This window comes from Pseudomonas yamanorum (genome assembly GCF_013386765.1).
In the GTDB taxonomy this organism is placed as follows: domain Bacteria; phylum Pseudomonadota; class Gammaproteobacteria; order Pseudomonadales; family Pseudomonadaceae; genus Aquipseudomonas; species Aquipseudomonas yamanorum_A.
In genome coordinates this window covers 212,595-228,220 of the sequence record NZ_JACARE010000014.1, presented here as the reverse complement: position 1 = coordinate 228,220, position 15,626 = coordinate 212,595, and the positions used below count along the sequence as shown (strand labels likewise).

Annotated in this window: 16 protein-coding genes; 2 read left to right on the top strand and 14 right to left on the bottom strand. The window is 59.9% G+C overall.

All coding sequences use genetic code 11. The features are described 5' to 3' along the window. The first annotated feature begins 540 nt into the window (after window positions 1-540). The gene (locus tag HX875_RS09510; protein ID WP_177043110.1) at window positions 541-1,344 is read left to right on the top strand and encodes a c-type cytochrome; all 804 of its coding nucleotides are present in this window, start codon (window positions 541-543) and stop codon (window positions 1,342-1,344) included. Between the two features lie 207 nt (window positions 1,345-1,551). Here the strand turns inward: HX875_RS09510 and HX875_RS09505 are convergent, their stop codons facing one another. The 14 genes from HX875_RS09505 to HX875_RS09440 form a co-directional block, all read right to left on the bottom strand. Beyond that, window positions 1,552-2,355 (bottom strand): transglutaminase family protein, encoded by an 804-nt coding sequence (locus HX875_RS09505; RefSeq protein WP_010165966.1) that lies wholly within the window; start codon window positions 2,353-2,355, stop codon window positions 1,552-1,554. Continuing rightward, window positions 2,352-3,302 (bottom strand): alpha-E domain-containing protein, encoded by a 951-nt coding sequence (locus HX875_RS09500; RefSeq protein ID WP_177042992.1) that lies wholly within the window; start codon window positions 3,300-3,302, stop codon window positions 2,352-2,354. Before HX875_RS09500 ends, HX875_RS09505 begins: the two co-directional genes overlap by 4 nt. Window positions 3,303-3,305: 3 nt before the next feature. Next, window positions 3,306-4,715, bottom strand: a complete 1,410-nt coding sequence (locus tag HX875_RS09495) for a circularly permuted type 2 ATP-grasp protein (protein WP_177042991.1) — start codon at window positions 4,713-4,715, stop codon at window positions 3,306-3,308. A gap of 437 nt (window positions 4,716-5,152) precedes the next feature. Continuing rightward, a complete protein-coding gene (locus HX875_RS09490; RefSeq protein ID WP_003193463.1) occupies window positions 5,153-5,494 on the bottom strand; it encodes a ribonuclease E inhibitor RraB in 342 nt (113 codons plus the stop codon). Window positions 5,495-5,707: 213 nt separating this feature from the next. Further along, window positions 5,708-5,944: a hypothetical protein gene (locus HX875_RS09485; RefSeq protein WP_177042990.1), complete on the bottom strand. Its 237-nt coding sequence runs from the start codon at window positions 5,942-5,944 to the stop codon at window positions 5,708-5,710. 103 nt (window positions 5,945-6,047) lie between these two features. Further along, window positions 6,048-6,653: an START domain-containing protein gene (locus HX875_RS09480; protein ID WP_177042989.1), complete on the bottom strand. Its 606-nt coding sequence runs from the start codon at window positions 6,651-6,653 to the stop codon at window positions 6,048-6,050. A 44-nt stretch (window positions 6,654-6,697) separates the two neighbouring features. Next, complete coding sequence (locus HX875_RS09475) at window positions 6,698-6,952, bottom strand: YkgJ family cysteine cluster protein (RefSeq protein ID WP_088424663.1); 255 nt, start codon at window positions 6,950-6,952, stop codon at window positions 6,698-6,700. A gap of 162 nt (window positions 6,953-7,114) precedes the next feature. After that, window positions 7,115-7,615: a translation initiation factor 2 gene (locus HX875_RS09470; RefSeq protein ID WP_177042988.1), complete on the bottom strand. Its 501-nt coding sequence runs from the start codon at window positions 7,613-7,615 to the stop codon at window positions 7,115-7,117. Window positions 7,616-7,719: 104 nt separating this feature from the next. Next, window positions 7,720-9,159: an aminotransferase-like domain-containing protein gene (locus tag HX875_RS09465; protein ID WP_008434911.1), complete on the bottom strand. Its 1,440-nt coding sequence runs from the start codon at window positions 9,157-9,159 to the stop codon at window positions 7,720-7,722. A gap of 337 nt (window positions 9,160-9,496) precedes the next feature. Continuing rightward, a complete protein-coding gene (locus tag HX875_RS09460) occupies window positions 9,497-10,309 on the bottom strand; it encodes an OmpA family protein (protein ID WP_177042987.1) in 813 nt (270 codons plus the stop codon). Beyond that, window positions 10,306-10,668 (bottom strand): DUF4398 domain-containing protein, encoded by a 363-nt coding sequence (locus HX875_RS09455; protein WP_177042986.1) that lies wholly within the window; start codon window positions 10,666-10,668, stop codon window positions 10,306-10,308. The genes HX875_RS09460 and HX875_RS09455 overlap by 4 nt, the downstream gene beginning before the upstream one ends. A gap of 9 nt (window positions 10,669-10,677) precedes the next feature. Further along, a complete protein-coding gene (locus tag HX875_RS09450) occupies window positions 10,678-11,493 on the bottom strand; it encodes a substrate-binding periplasmic protein (RefSeq protein WP_177042985.1) in 816 nt (271 codons plus the stop codon). Between the two features lie 192 nt (window positions 11,494-11,685). Beyond that, a complete protein-coding gene (locus HX875_RS09445; RefSeq protein WP_169385996.1) occupies window positions 11,686-12,615 on the bottom strand; it encodes an electron transfer flavoprotein subunit alpha/FixB family protein in 930 nt (309 codons plus the stop codon). A 2-nt stretch (window positions 12,616-12,617) separates the two neighbouring features. Then, on the bottom strand, window positions 12,618-13,367 hold the full coding sequence (locus HX875_RS09440; RefSeq protein ID WP_004371224.1) for an electron transfer flavoprotein subunit beta/FixA family protein: 750 nt from the start codon (window positions 13,365-13,367) through the stop codon (window positions 12,618-12,620). A 532-nt stretch (window positions 13,368-13,899) separates the two neighbouring features. On the opposite strand from HX875_RS09440, the gene HX875_RS09435 reads away from it, so the two are divergent. Further along, window positions 13,900-15,564, top strand: a complete 1,665-nt coding sequence (locus HX875_RS09435; protein WP_177042984.1) for an electron transfer flavoprotein-ubiquinone oxidoreductase — start codon at window positions 13,900-13,902, stop codon at window positions 15,562-15,564. Window positions 15,565-15,626: the final 62 nt, after the last annotated feature.

Genomic DNA, 15,626 nt, shown 5'->3' with positions numbered 1-15,626 from the left:
CGTTTTAGCTGTCTAGCCGTAGGGCTGGCGTCTGGCTGGCAATTGGCCTCATGCCTTTTTAATAAGACTCCGCTAGGTCATGAGACGAAATGGATCTAAGCCATGCAGAACGGGGGCTCTAAGGTTGAATCTGTAGGAGAAGTAAAAGGTTGCTGCCGGGTTTTGCTGGAGCACCTGTAAGAACTGTAAGAAAAGAGTCATGTAGCACCGTCATAGTTAAATCGACCGGCACGCATTTGACGCTCAGGAATAACAACAAAAGGCAGTCAGCCATGTTCAAGCATTCGAAAGTTCGTCAGGCGGGACTTATTCTCTTCGCCACTACCCTGATTCTGATCTTGCCCAACCTGACCAAGGTTATTGGGTGATCTCTTCCACTCCACATTCTGCGCAGACACAGCGCCAGGATCGCAGCCTTTGGCAGCACCTTTCGGGATATTGCGTATAGCGATCCCGTCAGGGGCTGCCGTTTTGCGCGCCGATTTCAGGTTGTTTTGCGGTATCTTAAACCCGTATCGCCACTCCAGAACGGGCCCTTCCTTGAAACAGATCATCGTCCTCCTGACCCTCCTGCTGGCTCTGCCGGCGCACGCCGCGCAATTGACCATCGAACTGGATCACGCCAGCAAAACCTGGGAAACAGCCGAGCTGCTCAAGCGCCCGGACGTGCAGACGGTGCAGATCGTTGATGACGTTTCCTACAAGCGCAACATGACGTATCGCGCGGTGCCGCTGGCAGCGCTGTTACCGGGCATCCAGCCGGAAAACCATCTGCAGGCGGTGGCCCTCGACGGATTTGCTGCTGAATTGACGGCGGCGCCGCTGTTGTCAAAAAGCGGCGCGCGGGCGTGGTTGGCAGTGGAGGATCCGGCGCATCCGTGGCCGCCGCTCGCAGATGGCAAACCCGGCGCCGGGCCGTTTTACCTGGTGTGGACGGACCCGCAGGCCGGAAATATCAGCCCTGAGCAATGGCCGTTTCAGATCTCCGGGATCAAGCAATTGAAGACGGTTGCGGAGCGTTTTCCGGCGTTGCTGCCGGACCCGAAACTGGCGCCGAATGATCCGGTGAATCAAGGATTCGCGCTGTTCCAAAAGAACTGCCTGGCGTGTCATCGCCTGAACGGCGCGGGCGATGCGCAGGTGGGGCCGGACCTGAATATTCCTTACAACCCCACCGAATATTTTTCCGGTGATTTCCTCAAGCGCTACATCCGCGACCCGCAAAGCATGCGCCACTGGCCGCAGGCGAAGATGCCGGCGTTTGCTGCCAGCGTGCTGCCGGATGCGGACCTGGACCTGTTGGTGGGGTATTTGAAGCATATGGCAGGCAGAAAGCAGCCTTAAGGCTCGGGTAAACCTGTGGCGAGGGAGCTTGCTCCCGCTGGGCTGCGCAGCAGCCCCCAATCAGACAATCACATTTCTCCAGATAGAACTCGGGGGCAGGTTTTGGGGCCGCTTCGCAGCCCAGCGGGAGCAAGCTCCCTCGCCACAAAAAGCTTTCCTGGCACAGAGAGCTTTCCTGCTGCAGAAAGCGCTCTCTCTCCCGGAATCCTACTGCTGCTGCACCGAAATCACCGGTGTCGGCGCCACAAATACCTTGGCATGCATCTGCTCATGCCCGCCCCCACGGCGCATGCCCCGCACCGGGCAAGCGTCGAGGTAATCCAGGCCCACCGCCAGCTTCAAATGCCGCTCCGGCCGGGCCAGTTGGTTGGTCACGTCAAAGCTGTACCAGGCGTCATCCAGCCAGGCTTCGGCCCAGGCGTGGCTGGCCAGGTGCTCGCAGTCTTCACTGTACAAGTACCCCGACACATACCGCGCCGGAATCCCCAGGCTGCGGGCGCAGGCCAGGAAGGCGTGGGTGTGGTCCTGGCAGACCCCGGCGCGCCCGGCAAATGCCTTGGCCGCACAGGTGTCGACTTCGGTGGAGCCCGGCGAATAGGTCATGTACTGGTTCAGCGCGTGCATCAGGTCGATCAGCGCGCTGCGGTCGCGGCGTTGATGGCAGTGCTTTTCGGCAAAGCTGCGCAGGGCGTCGTCCGGCTCGGTCAAGCGGGTACAGCGCAGGAACGGGAAGGCCGACTGGCTTTCATGCTCGGCCTCGCGCAATTCGTCGATGTCCACCTGGCCACGGGCGCCGATGATGATGGCTTCGTGGGGCTCGTCCAGGGTCAGCACATGCAGGATGTTGCCGAACGGGTCGAGTTGCGCCCGCACCGGCCGGGGCAGGTCCAGCTGCCAGCTGAGGACATGCTGGCGCTCGCTGTCGTGGGGCGTGAGGCGCAGGTACTGGATGCTGGCGCGCACCTGGTCTTCGTAGTGGTAGGTGGTTTCGTGGCTGATGGAAAGTCTCATGCCGCCTCCAGGTAGGAACTGTAAATAGCATCACCCAGCTCGCGCACGAGGGGGATGAAGTCGGTCAGCCAAGCGTGCAGGCCTTCCTCGAGAATTTCGTCGATGGCGGTATAGCGCAGGCGCGCGTCCATCTCGGCTGCCAGGCGCTGAGCCGGGCGACCGTTGATGCCGGGCAGGCTGGCGAGGATCTGGTCGATCTCTTCACTGCAGGCCCGCAGCGAACGCGGCACATCTGCGCGCAGCAGCAACAGCTCGGCGACTTGCCGGGCGCCGGGGGCGTCGCGGTAGATCTCGGTATAGGCCTCGAACGACGACAACGCCCGCAGCAACGCACTCCACTGATAGTAGGCGTGGGCCGTACCATCGGTGACCGCTTCGGCCTGGTCGCCGGCCATTTCGTAGCGGGCATCCAGCAGGCGCAGGGTGTTGTCGGCGCGCTCGATAAAGGTACCCAGGCGAATGAAGCGAAAGGCGTCGTTGCGCATGATGGTGCCGTAGGTGGCACCGCGGAACAGGTGGGAACGTTCCTTGACCCATTCACAGAAGCGGCTCATGCCATAGCGGCTCAGGCCTTGCTGGGCGATGTCGCGAATTTCCAGCCAGGTGGCGTTGATGTTTTCCCACATGTCGGCGGTGATTCGCCCACGCACCGCATGGGCGCTGGCGCGGGCCGCACCCAGGCAGCTATAGATGCTTGCCGGGTTCGCCGCATCCAGGGCGAAGAAGTGCAGCAGGCGCTCGGCGTGCAGTTCACCGTGGCGCTCGCGGTAATCGTCGAGGGTGCCGGTGATCAGCAACGGCATCGCCAGTTCATGCAGGCCATCACCGCGCCCGTCCTGGGGCATCAGCGACAGCGAATAACTGACATCGAGCATGCGCGCGAGGTTTTCCGCGCGCTCCAGATAGCGCGACATCCAATACAAATCCGAGGCAGTTCTACTCAACATATTTCAATCCTCGACCACCCAGGTGTCTTTGGTGCCGCCGCCCTGGGACGAGTTGACCACCAGCGAACCTTCCCGCAGCGCCACACGAGTCAGGCCACCGGGGACTACGCGAGTTTCCTTGCCTTGCAACACGAACGGGCGCAGGTCGATATGCCGCGGGGCGATGCCGTTTTCGACAAAGGTCGGACACGTCGACAGGCACAGGGTTGGCTGCGCGATGTAGGCGTGGGGCTTGGCCTTGATGCGTGCGCGGAAGGCTTCGATTTCTGCCGCCGTGGCTGCCGGGCCCACCAACATGCCGTAACCACCGGAGCCTTGGGTTTCCTTCACCACCAGTTCCGGAAGGTTGGCCAGCACGTGGGACAGTTCGCTGGGATTACGACACTGGAACGTCGGAACGTTCTTCAGGATCGGCTCTTCATCCAGGTAAAAACGGATCATCTCGGTGACGAAGGGGTACACCGATTTGTCATCCGCCACCCCGGTGCCGATGGCATTGGCCAGTACCACATTGCCCGAACGATACGCCGCCAGCAGGCCGGGCACGCCGAGCATGGAGTCCGGGTTGAAGGCCAGTGGGTCGAGGAATGCGTCGTCGAGGCGACGGTAGATCACGTCCACCGCCTTGGGGCCGTCGGTGGTGCGCATGAACACACGGTCATCGCGCACGAACAGGTCGGCGCCTTCCACCAGTTCCACGCCCATTTCACGGGCCAGGAACGCATGTTCGAAGAACGCACTGTTGAAACGCCCAGGCGTCAGTACCACCACACTGGGGTTATCCAGCGGGCTGGAGCTTTTCAGGGTGTCGAGCAACAGGTTGGGGTAGTGATCGATCGGCGCGATGCGCTGGGCGGCAAACAGTTCGGGGAACAGGCGCATCATCATCTTGCGGTCTTCGAGCATGTAGCTGACACCGCTGGGGGTGCGCAGGTTGTCTTCGAGGACGTAGTAAGTGCCGTCGCCATCGCGTACGAGATCGACGCCGGAGATGTGGGAATAGATATCGCGGTGCAGGTCCAGGCCCTGCATCGCCAACTGATATTGCTCGTTGGCCAGCACTTGCTCGGCGGGGATGATCCCGGCCTTGATGATGCGTTGTTCGTGATACAGGTCGGCGAGGAACATGTTCAGCGCCTTGACTCGCTGGATACAGCCGCGCTCGACAATCCGCCATTCACTGGCCGGGATGCTGCGGGGGATCGTGTCGAAGGGAATCAGGCGCTCGGTGCCTTGCTCGTCGCCATACAGGGTGAAGGTGATGCCGGCCCGGTGAAACAGCAAATCGGCTTCGCGCCGGCGCTGGGCCAGCAGTTCAGGGGGCGTCTCGGCCAACCAGCGGGCAAATTCGCGGTAATGGGGGCGCACCTGCCCTGCCCCGTCGTACATCTCATCGTAATAAGTGCGGATCATGCCGTACTCCTTGTCACCCGGACGCAAGAACCATCGCAAGGCCCGTGCCAGCGGCATAAACACTTAAGTATCAATCAGTTGGATATAGGCTCAGCGCTCACCGCACCGTCCCGGTGCAGCAAATACCCGCTGTCATGGGCGGCGCCTCATTGCAATGCAGGCCATGACTATCAACAGCATAGTCAGAGTTGATTTCACTGCCCGGCAAACCCTGGGGATAATCGCGCTCATCAGCTGAACAGGACACCTCCTACAGCTAAATCTTTTTCTCAAGGGGTAACGTGATACGGGATGTACCGATCGGTTCCCCTTCTGCCCGATCTTCCCTTTGGCCACCCTGCTCGGGTGGCTTTTTTTTGTGCAGGATTTTTCCCGCGCCAGAAACAAAAACGGCCGACCCAAAGGTCAGCCGATACGCTGTGTTGTTGTTCATGCCGCTACATGGGTAACCCACGCACCTCCTGTTTCACGCCCCATCCCTCGATGATTCCGCCCAAGGGCTCGACCACCGCCTCAAAGTCCTGCTCGAAGTCTCCTATGCCGTCGTAGGTGGCGAACATGATTTTGCTCAGTTCCAGGTACCAGGCGCCGTCATCCCGCGCGCTGACCTGGGCATTCAGCGATTCCCCACGAAACCGACCCGCAGCCCGGCGCGCACGTTCCTCATCCGGGAAAATGGCGTAGAACTCGATGGGGTGGAAACGCGAGAAGTCAAAGCCGCCCTCTTTCATGCGGCGCAACACGTTGGTGCTGATGTCTTCTTGATAGGCTGTGCTCATGAAACGTCCTCCTCAAACCGATGGATAGACTTTCCGTGCTTCCCAAGGCCCGCGCTGCAAGGGCGCGGGTGTTACGGCAATGAAGTCGCCGCCGGGAGACAAGCATGTAGCTGACAAGACCAGACCTTAGCGATTCATTCGCTGATCTCCATTGCAGAGTAGCGCGAAGCTATCAGCTCCACCAGAGGCTGTTTAAACACGTACAGGAAATGTTCAGGCGGCGGGAGAAATGTCGAGGATTTGAATACTGTTCTGGTCTTTCAGACTTTTTACCGTGGGCTCGGCCGTGCGGCCTTCCAGGTCGTTGAGGTCCAGTTCGGCAGCCACTGGCAGCAACTTCGCCCGGATCATATGGGCAGCCTCTTCAAGGCTTGGCTTTTCGCCGCAGACGAACTGCTCTACGGACTTCACGCCATGATCATCAACGAAGGTAATTTTCCACGTTTGCATCAGTGCCTCCTCGATAAAACCCATGGGTGGGCTTACATCTATCTGGACCTTGGGGGCTCGAAGATCGTTCCACTCAAGGCAGGAGGCACCTGATCAGCTGTTGTTATTTCTCAGCGTGTTCTTTCAGGGCTTTCAAGGTGTTGAACGGGGCGTCCACCACAAACTTGTTGGCCAGCCACGACGGCACGCTGCCACCTGGCTCGGTGTGCACCTGGTAGGTGACTTCGGTCAGGTTGTCGCCCTTGGGCACCAGTTTCCAGTAACCGTCCACCTGGGCCACGCGCACATAGCCTTTGACTTCCGGCTGGTAGGTCGGCACTTCCAACAGCTTGCGGGTCACGCTGCCGTCGGCGGCCTTGGTGGTGGTGATTTCCAGGATCGAGTCACGATCGGTCACCGGGAACGGTGCCTTGAACTGGGTGTAGGTCCAGCTCTTGTCGCCTTCCTGCTTGAGGAGTTTCTGCGACTTGCATTCGTGGATCCAGGAACAGGCCCCCGCCACGTCTTCCTGCAATGCCTGGATCTTGGCCAGCGGTGCCTTGATGGTGGTCACACCGCGATAAGCCTTGTACTTGGAGCCGGCGATTTCGCTCAAGGAGACTTTGATACCGTCCTCATCCTTGGCCGTCTGCCAGTCTTCAGCGTGTGCAGCAGCAGCAAACAAAACGGTAAAACCGCACAACACCGCAACTCGTTTCAGTGAACCCATGGTCTTATTCCTTATTGTTGAAGTTCAGTACTTTGAACAGCCCACTAAGCCGCCGTCATCTGTTCCCACCAGCCGATCAACCTGATCGCTTCTTCCTGGCTGTTGCCACAGACCTCGATATCCGCCTGGAACGAACTGCACACCGCCGGCCGCTCAGGCTGGCCAAACAACTGGCACAGTTGTTCGACCGACAGATGCAGGCAGCGTTCGCCCGCAGGTTTGCCAGCCGGCATTCCCGGTAATGGAGAGCTGATGGATGGGGCAATGCAGCAAGCGCCACAGCCTTCACGGCATTTCATGACGAACAGATCCTCGACAACTCAGTGTTGATGGCCACGTAAGACTACGCCCTTAAACAGACGTTTTAAATTGGCTTAACAGGGGTTTTTAACCGAAAACAAAAGTGACTGACCAGTCTGCGACAGAAGGTCAGGAGTACGCGTCACGTTTACTCGTCGGGTTTATTGCTTGAACTGGAAATCCAGTGCCGCGCCTTCCACTTCGCGCCGTTCTTCGTTGCGCAGTTGCAGCTGCATTTCATTGCTGAGCAGGCGCCCGTTGATCTGGAACGCGCTGTTGTCAGTGGGCTTTTCGGCAAACATCGGCGGCAGCAGCGGCACATTCTTCGGCTGCGGCATGGTGCCGAGGGGTTGCAGGTGGCGAACCATGTTCGACGGCAGGCTCAAATCCAGCTCTGCTGGCGGCAGCTGAGTCTTGGCGACTTCGTGGGCCGATTTGGATTTGCTGGCGATAGGCGCACGCTTTTTAGCCGGTGCGGCTTTCTTTGCCGGTGCTTTCTTGGCCACCGGCGCCTTCTTTGCGGGAGCCACTTTTTTCGCCGGCGCCTTTTGCTGAGTGCTGGCAGCAGGCGCTGTTTCACTGGCGGGAGCCGCCACGACGGCACCAGCGTTACACAGGCTTAACACGCAGATCAGCAGTGCAGCAGGAAAGGTATAAGTCATATCGCCAGCAGCATTAACGGCAGAAGGCCATATGCTCGCCTGTTGGGGCCAGCATGACAAGCATGCTAAATAGCCAGCTACCTTTTATGTCCCCTTTCCACGCCTCAAAAACCGGCCGCAGTCTCCTGACACAACTGGCTCGCCAGCATGCCGAGGGTCATCAATGCGCGCTCGGCCTCGCGGTTCCACGGCGTGCCGCAGTTCAAGCGAATACAGTGGTTGAACTGTTCCGTATTACTGAAGATCAGCCCCGGTGCAATGCTGATGCCCTGCTGCAAGGCGCGTACGTGCAGTTCCTGGGTATTGACCCGCCCAGGCAAACTGACCCACAGGATAAAACCGCCGGTCGGACGGGTCATCTGGGTGCCTTCGGGGAAGTACTGCTGTACCGCGAGCTGGAAAGCGCTGAGGTTCTTGCGGTATTCCTGGCGGATATAGCGCAAATGCCGGTCGTAGCCGCCGTTTTCCAGGTACGCAGCGGTGCCCATCTGGGTCACGCTGCAGGCAGAATGGGTGCTGAACATTTGCAGGCGCTGGATTTCCTGCTGGTACTTGCCGGCGATCATCCAGCCGATGCGGATGCCCGGTGACAAGGTCTTGGAGAAGCTGGAGCAGTAGATGACCCGGTCCAGGCGGTCGTAGGCTTTCAGGGCCTTGGTGCGGCCCAGCTCGAACATCAGCTCGCCATAGATGTCGTCTTCAACCACCTGGATATCGAAATCCGACGCCAGGCGCAGTAACTGTTTCTGCCGCTCTTCGGGCATGGTGCCGCCCAGGGGATTGCTCAGGCGCGTGGTCAGCACCAGGGCCTTGATCGACCATTGGTTGGCCGCCAGTTGCAGGGCTTCCAGACTCATGCCGGTGGCCGGGTCGCTGGGGATTTCAATGACCTTGAGGCCCAGCAGATCCGCCAGTTGCAGCAGGCCGTAATACGTCGGCGATTCGGCGGCGATCAGGTCGCCGGGCCGCGTCAGCACCCGCAACGACATCTGCAACGCATCCACGCATCCGTGGGTGATCACCACTTCGGACGGGTCGACCACTACGCCGGCATCCCGCATACGGATCGCCACTTGGCGCCGCAGCGGCTCAAAGCCGGGGCTGAACATGTAGCTGAACGCCCGCGGGCTCTGAAAGCGCGTGACCTTGGCCAGTTGCTGATGCAGCGCACGCACGGGCAAGTAGTCAACGCTGGGCACGGCGGCACCCAGCGGGAACACGCCTTCGCGACGGGACTCCACCAACACCTGTTGAATGATGCTGCTGCGGGTGACCAACCCTGGACGCTCGACCCGTGCGATGTCCGGCGTGGGCGCGGTAAGCGCCGGCGTCTGGTGCACGTAGTACCCGGACTGCGGCCGCGCGCGAATCAAACCCTGGTCTTCCAGGTTCGCGTAGGCCTGCAACACGGTGGCGTGGCTGACGTTGAGCTGGGAGCTCATTTTGCGCACCGAAGGCACGCGCTCGCCCGGTTGATACACACCGCGGCGGATATCTTCAGCCAGTTGCTGGGCGATACGTTGGTAAAGCAACAGATTGGTCATGACGCAGCACTCGATTTCACGGGTATTTTATTTTTGTGTGAAACATACCGGCACAGTTTAGAAGTGTACGGGGACAGTTGCCACAATAGTCGAGCACGGGCGGCAGTGATAGAAAAAACTGTAAGGGTGGTGAACTGAATTGCGGGCACAAAAAACCCGATCATTGATCGGGCTTTTTGAAACGCCATCTCTCGTACACCACAAAACTCTTGTAGGAGCTGTCGAGCTTTAGCGAGGCTGCGAAGGGATCGCCACGGTGTACCTGGAAGACCGCGCCGCCTGCATCGCGGGCAAGCCCGGCTCCCACAGGGATCAGTGTGCAGCCTGAGCATCTGGTTCAGCGGGCTGCGCCCAGCTGGCCTTTCTCGTCGGAGAACACAATCTCTACCCGGCGGTTCTGCGCCCGGCCCCGCTCTGAAGCGTTGGCTTCAACCGGGTACTGGTCGCCGTAGCCTTCTACCTGGATGCGGCTTTCATCGATGCCCAGGTCATTCAGCACGTCCGCCACCGCCTGAGCGCGGTCCCGGGACAGTTTGAGGTTTTCCGGCCCGCCACCGGTATTGTCGGTGTAACCCTCGATACGCACCCGGCGCTTGGGGTTCAATTGCAGGAACTGTACGACCTTGAGCACCGTGCGGTTGGCCGAGTTTTGCAGCTCTGCCTCGCCCGTGTCGAACAGCACGTCGCCCAGGGTCATCACCAACCCACGATCGGTTTGCACGGTGGTCAGGCTGGCGATCTGTGCCTCAAGCCATTTGCCCTGTTGCTGCACGCTGCTCAGCTTGGCTTCCCGCAGGGCCAGTTGCAGACGCTGGCGTTCCAGCTCCAGCTTGACCCCGCGCTCCTGGTTGAGCGCCTGCTCGGTGTGTTCCCGGGCAATCGCGCTATAGCGCTGGCTCAGGTAGGCGTAATGCGCCACATCGGCGCCGCTGCCCCAGAAGCTGGAGAAACGCTCGGCGCGGGCCAGGGATTCACCGGCGCGGATCACGTCCTTGGGCGCGATACGCAGCACATTCGAATCTTCCTTGACCTTCTGGAAGTCACCGCTCGCCTGTTGCAAGGCGAGGTTACTGTCGGGATGCGTCGCGCAACCGCCAAGCACACTGCCCAGCAACGCCACACAACTCAACCCTCGGATCAGCGAGCTCATTGGGCATCTCCCAACTGCAGTTGCTTGCGCAGGCGGGTGATACGGGTGTTGAGCACGTTCAGTTGCTCCTGGCTTTTGCGGGTCAGCACCCGGGCTTCTGCCAGGCGGGCGTCCAGCTCGGCTTCTTCAGCCTGCATGCGGGCGTCCTTGTAGGATTGATCGGCCATGTCGGCCTGGGCCTGGGTGAACTTGTCTTCAGCCAGTTTCAGCTCGGGCGAGTCAGCAGCGACAGCGCCCACGGCGTTGGCTTGTTCCAGCGCTTGCTGGGTCAGGCGCATTTGTTCATTCGGCGCAGGATCGGCTGCACATCCCGCCAGAGCTACAACGGCGAGGGCCGCGAAAAGAGGTCGAATAGTCACTGAAAATCCCTACTTTGTTGGGGTGCCGACGGGTTGCTGCAACTGCGCTTTCCAGCGCGCAAGATTGCTCTGCAGCGCGGTTTCCGCCAGACCGGACGCGGGCAATTCTGTCATCTTTTTGGCGAGCTGTCCGCGCAACCACGGATCGTTGCAGGCGGAGTTGTGGGAAATCGCCAGGTACAGGCCCGGCTGGTCGATGGGCACTTCGCGCGCCATCAGGTCGTTGCTCATGCCCAACGTCTGGGCCATGGCCATGCCGGAATAACGTCCGGCGAGCACGTAGTCCACTTCCCCCAGCAGCAGTTTCTGGAACGCCGGGGTCAGGCTGGGCAGGCGTTGCAGGCTTAGTTGCTCACCGGCGAAAGTTTCGAAGTCACGGCTCAGGCGCGCCCGTTCCGACACCGCGCCCTTGTAGCCATGCAGGTCGCTGGCCTGGTTGTAGGCCAGGGCCGAATCCTTGCGGGTCCAGACCAGGTAATCGGTTTGCACCAGCGCCGGGTGGATGTAGTCGAGGGCGTCCAGGGCGTCGAGGGTCAACGGCGCATCGGCGAGGATGTCCATGCGCCCGCTGCGCACTTCCTCCAGCGCCAGGGAGCGTTTGCCGCCGTACAGCAGGTCGATTTTCACGCCGATGTCCTTGGCCACTTGCTGCAATATGTCCGCGGTGGCGCCGATCAGGTGCGTGGGGTCCTGGGGATCGCGCCACAGATAAGGCGGTGCGTCCGGGCTGCCGGTGATCACCAGGCGATCACATTTGCCGGCGGCCTGCGACACTGTTGGCAGCAGCGACAGTCCCAGTAGCAGGGCCCAGAGGCGCAATTCCATGGCGTGGTTCTCCGTCAGTTATTTGTAGGAGCGAGCTTGCTCGCGAAGGTCGTTAACGATAACGCGGGGTGCCTGGCTTAACGCGGCGCTCTCAGGTTTTTCGCGAGCAAGCTCGCTCCTACAGAAAGTCGTGGTTGGGGCAAAAAAAAGCCCGGTCAAAAGACCGGGCTCTTTATAAGTGAAGCGGCTGGATTAGACCAGCTTCTCCAACTCGGGTACGGCTTCGAACAAGTCCGCCACCAGGCCGTAATCAGCCACCTGGAAGATCGGCGCTTCTTCGTCCTTGTTGATCGCAACGATCACTTTGGAGTCCTTCATACCGGCCAAATGCTGGATCGCGCCGGAGATACCGACCGCGATGTACAGCTGTGGCGCGACGATCTTGCCGGTCTGGCCGACCTGCATGTCGTTCGGTACAAAACCTGCGTCGACGGCAGCGCGGGAAGCGCCGACCGCAGCGCCCAGCTTGTCGGCCAGGGCGTACAGGTGCTTGAAGTTGTCGCCGTTCTGCATGCCGCGACCGCCGGAAACGACGATCTTGGCAGCGGTCAATTCCGGACGATCGGACTTGGCCAGTTCTTCGCCAACGAAGCTGGAAGTGCCAGCGTCGTGGGCAGCAGCCACAGCTTCAACCGCAGCCGAACCACCTTCAGCAGCAACCGGGTCGAAACCGGTGGCACGCACGGTGATGACTTTTACCGAAGCAGTGGACTGCACGGTAGCGATGGCGTTACCGGCGTAGATCGGACGCTTGAAGGTGTCGGCGCTTTCGACCGAAACGATCTCGGAGATCTGGTCAACGTCCAGCTGCGCAGCAACGCGCGGCAGGATGTTTTTGCCGTTGGAAGTGGCGGCAGCCAGGATGTGGCTGTAGCCAGCGCCCAGCTCTGCAACCAGCGGGGCAACGTTTTCCGGCAACTGGTGAGCGTAGGCCGCGTTGTCGGCAACCAGTACTTTGCTCACGCCAGCGATTTTTGCAGCAGCTTCAGCCACGGCGCCAACGTTCTGGCCGGCGACCAGGACGTGGACATCACCACCGATTTTGGCGGCAGCGGCCACGGTGTTCAGGGTGGCCGGGGCCACAACCTTGTTGTCGTGTTCTGCGATTACCAAGATAGTCATGATTAGATTACCTTCGCTTCGTTTTTCAGTTTCTCGACCAGTTCAGCCACCGACTTGACCTTGATGCCCGCGCTGCGTGCAGCCGGCGCTTCGACTTTTACGGTCTTGTTGGTGGAGGCGGTGGAAACGCCCAAAGCATCCGGAGTCAGCACTTCGAGAGGCTTCTTCTTGGCTTTCATGATGTTTGGCAGGGACGCATAACGCGGCTCGTTCAAACGCAGGTCGGTGGTGACGATGGCTGGCAGTTTCAGGGAAACTGTCTGCGCGCCGCCGTCGATTTCGCGGGTCACGGCAACCTTGTCGCCGCTCACTTCGACTTTCGAGGCGAAGGTGCCCTGGCCGTAACCGGTCAGTGCAGCCAGCATCTGGCCAGTCTGGTTGTTGTCGCTGTCGATGGCTTGTTTGCCGAGGATCACCAGCGATGGCTGTTCCTTGTCGACAACAGCTTTCAACAACTTGGCAACGGCCAGGGAAGTCAGCTCTTCAGCGGATTCGACGAGGATGGCGCGATCGGCACCCAGCGCCAGGGCGGTACGCAACTGCTCTTGAGCAGTGGTCGGACCGATGGAAACGACGACGATTTCAGTCGCAACGCCTTTCTCTTTCAGGCGTACGGCTTCTTCCACGGCGATTTCGCAGAAAGGGTTCATCGACATCTTGACGTTAGCGAGGTCGACGCCGGAATTGTCCGCCTTGACGCGAACTTTCACGTTGTAATCGACAACGCGTTTGACAGCTACAAGAACCTTCATGGATTCCTCGTTACTCTCCGGTGAAAAGAAAGTCGCCTAGGCGAACCTGGCGGTTGATGCTCATCGGCACACAAGGGCACCTCCAAAAACTTCGGCGGATGACCTTGCTCACGGGAAGTGATGACCGTTCGTCAGTGGTGACCAAGAAGTCATTCTTTATCGCAGCGTGTAAACTGCGCGCCATCGTTTGGGCGCGCGTCACCTGTCTTGCTTTTGGACGTGCTCTTGAAACCTGCAGTCTGCCTACGGTAAGCGCAAAACCGACCGTATATTGACCGGAACGCCTATTCTGGTCAATACGGCAAAATAGCCAGTCATAAGCCGCGCCTCTTTGATTTACCTAGCCTGCGGGCAATTCAAACAAACGTTTGTATTGGACGCTGAGAGTGGTGTAGATATAATGCGCCACCTAGAGAGAAAGGTGGGTCGTCCCCTGCCCCTTGCATGAGATTTCTGCAGGCATTGTGGGACGAATCACCGAACCTCCACCCATTAGAAAAAAAGCCGTTGAGCCTTGAGTAGGAGATAGCCTGTGGAACGCGAATACATGGAATTCGACGTGGTCATCGTCGGCGCTGGCCCGGCAGGCCTGTCTGCCGCCTGCCGATTGAAGCAGAAGGCCGCCGAAGCCGGTAAGGAAATCAGCGTCTGCGTGGTCGAAAAAGGCTCCGAAGTCGGCGCTCACATCCTGTCCGGTGCCGTGTTTGAACCCCGCGCCCTGAACGAATTGTTCCCGGACTGGAAAGAACTCGGTGCGCCGCTCAACACTCCTGTTGTGCGTGATGACATCTATGTACTGCGCTCCAGCGAAGCTTCCACCAAGGTGCCAGACTTCTTTGTGCCCAAGACCATGCACAACGAAGGCAACTACATTATCTCCCTGGGCAACCTGTGCCGCTGGCTCGCCCAGCAGGCCGAGAACCTGGGCGTGGAAGTCTACCCGGGCTTCGCCGCCCAGGAAGCGCTGTTCGACGAGAACGGCGTGGTGCGCGGGATCATCACCGGCGACCTCGGTGTCGACCGTGAAGGTCATCCAAAAGAAGGCGTCTACACCCCGGGCATGGAACTGCGTGGCAAGTACACGCTGTTTGCCGAAGGTTGCCGCGGGCACATCGGCAAGCAACTGATCCAGCGTTTCAACCTGGACAGCGACGCCGACGCCCAGCACTACGGCATCGGCCTGAAGGAAATCTGGGAAATCGACCCGGCCAAGCACCAACCGGGCCTGGTGGTACACACCGCCGGCTGGCCGCTGGATATCATGAGCGCCGAAAACACCGGTGGTTCGTTCCTCTATCACCTGGAAAACAACCAGGTGGTCGTCGGTTTGATCGTCGACCTGTCCTACAGCAACACCTTCCTGTCGCCGTTCGACGAGTTCCAGCGCCTCAAGCATCACCCGGTGCTGGCCCAGTACCTGGAAGGCGGCAAGCGCATCAGCTACGGCGCCCGCGCCATCTGCAAAGGCGGCCTGAACTCGCTGCCGAAAATGGTCTTCAAGGGCGGCGCGCTGATCGGTTGCGACCTGGGCACCCTGAACTTCGCCAAGATCAAGGGCAGCCACACCGCCATGAAGTCCGGCATGCTCGCCGCTGACGCCGTGGCCGACCGCCTGTTCGCCGAATCCGAAGGCGGCGACGAACTGACCGCTTACGTCGACAGCTTCAAGAACAGCTGGCTGTACGAAGAACTGTTCGCCAGCCGCAACTTCGGCCCGGCGATGCACAAGTTCGGCCCGATCATCGGTGCCGGCTTCAACTGGTTCGACCAGAACATCCTCGGCGGCAAAATGCCGTTCACCCTGCACGACACCAAGCCGGACTACGCCTGCCTGAAGCTGGCCAAGGACAGCAAGAAAATCGACTACCCCAAACCCGACGGCAAGCTGAGCTTCGACAAGCTGAGCTCGGTGTTCATCTCCGGTACCAACCACGAAGAAGAACAGCCGTGCCACCTGAAGCTGAAAGACCCGAGCATCCCGATCGGCACCAACCTGCCGCTCTACGATGAACCGGCGCAGCGCTACTGCCCGGCCGGCGTGTATGAAGTGATCACCAAGGAAGACGGCGAGCAGCGCTTCCAGATCAACGCCCAGAACTGCGTGCACTGCAAGACCTGTGACATCAAGGACCCTTCGCAGAACATCACCTGGGTGACACCGGAAGGCGCGGGCGGGCCGACTTATCCGAATATGTAAATCCGCTGCTTGAACAGAAGGCTCCCAAATGGGGGCCTTTTTTGTAGCCCATTGTTCGTAGC